Genomic DNA, 1539 nt, shown 5'->3' with positions numbered 1-1539 from the left:
GTCGGGCCGCGGCACAGCGACCTCGCGCTGCTCGACCATGCCGCAGGCCTTTCCCAGGGGCTGGCCGCCGAAGTCGCGGCGGATGTCGGGACCGGCACGGCGGGGATCGTGGGTAACACCGTGGAAACGCTCCGTGCCTAAGCTGATGATGTGACGTATCCGCTGCAGTCGACCCCCGTTCCGAGCCTTCCGATCAACCCGCCGCAGCGCCTGCTGATGGGGCCGGGGCCGATCAACGCGGATCCCCGGGTGCTGCGCGCCATGTCCGCGCAGCTCGTCGGCCAGTACGACCCGGCGATGACGGGCTACATGACCGAAACGATGGGCCTGTACCGCGACGTATTCCGCACCGGTAATGAACAGACCCTCGTGATCGACGGCACCGCGCGCGCCGGGATCGAGGCCGCCCTCGTCTCGCTGATCCAGCCGGGCGACCGCGTGCTCGTGCCCATCTTCGGGCGCTTCGGGCACCTCCTCCGCGAGATCGCCGAACGCGTCGGCGCCGAGGTGCACGTGCGCGAGGTGCCGTGGGGCACCGTGTTCACGCCCGCCGCGATCGAACAGGCGATCATCGAGACCCGGCCGGCGCTGCTCGCGATCGTGCACGGCGACACCTCGACGACCCTCGCCCAGCCGCTCGACGAGCTCGGCGACATCTGCGCCAGGCACGGCGTGCTCTTCTACACCGACGCGACGGCCTCGCTCGGCGGCAACACCTTCGAAGCGGATGCCTGGGGCCTCGACGCCGTGACCGCCGGCCTGCAGAAGTGCCTCGCCGGGCCATCCGGTTCTGCGCCGGCAACGTTCTCGGCCCGCGCCGTCGACGTGATCGAATCCCGCCGGAGCATCGAGGCCGGGATCCGCGAACCCGGGGACGCGGTGCTGTCCAACCGGATCCGCTCGAACTACTTCGATCTCGCGATGCTCTTCGACTACTGGGGTCCCCGTCGGCTCAACCACCACACCGAGGCGACGACCGCCCTCTACGGCGCCCGGGAGTGCGCGCGCCTCCTGGTCGAGGAGGGGCTGGCGGACGCCGTCGCCCGGCACCGGCTGCACGGCTCGGCGATGCTCGCGGGAGTGCACGGGCTGGGGCTTTCCGTCTTCGGCGACCCGGCCCACCGGATGAACAACGTCGTCGCGGTCGAGATTCCGGACGGCGTCAACGGTGACGCGGTGCGCGGCTCCCTGCTCGAGGACTTCGGCATCGAGATCGGTACCTCCTTCGGTCCGCTGCACGGCAAGGTCTGGCGGATCGGCGTGATGGGCTACAACGCCCGCAAGGACACCGTGCTGACCACCCTTGCGGCGCTCGAACAGGTGCTCCGGCGCGCGGGGGCATCCGTCACGGGCGGCGGGGGAGTCGGCGCGGCCTGGGACCTGTACGCCGACGCGGACCGTGCCGGTGCCGACGCCTCCGGGGCCGCCGCCGACGCAGCTGCGGTGCTCTCATGACGGCGGCGGTGCCGACGGTGTCGGATGCCGCCGCGGCCGTGATCCTCGCCCGGTGCGAGGAACTCGCCCGGCCCTCGTCCCTCC

General features: G+C 71.6%; 1 protein-coding gene. It reads left to right on the top strand.

The window, feature by feature from the left end:
• The first annotated feature begins 216 nt into the window (after positions 1-216).
• Positions 217-1455, top strand: coding sequence for a pyridoxal-phosphate-dependent aminotransferase family protein (locus QN345_RS18900; RefSeq protein ID WP_134448997.1), 1239 nt, complete (start codon positions 217-219; stop codon positions 1453-1455).
• Positions 1456-1539 lie beyond the last annotated feature (84 nt).

Source organism: Cryobacterium sp. 10I1 (assembly GCF_035019805.1).
In the GTDB taxonomy this organism is placed as follows: Bacteria; Actinomycetota; Actinomycetes; order Actinomycetales; family Microbacteriaceae; genus Cryobacterium; species Cryobacterium glucosi.
Note: the sequence above shows the minus strand (reverse complement) of the source record. Positions and strands in the feature narration are given on the sequence as shown.

Excerpts from the sequence above, each read along its gene's own strand:
- QN345_RS18900 (WP_134448997.1), top strand. The coding sequence starts at position 217 with ATGGGGCCGGGGCCGATCAACGCGGATCCCCGGGTGCTGCGCGCCATG.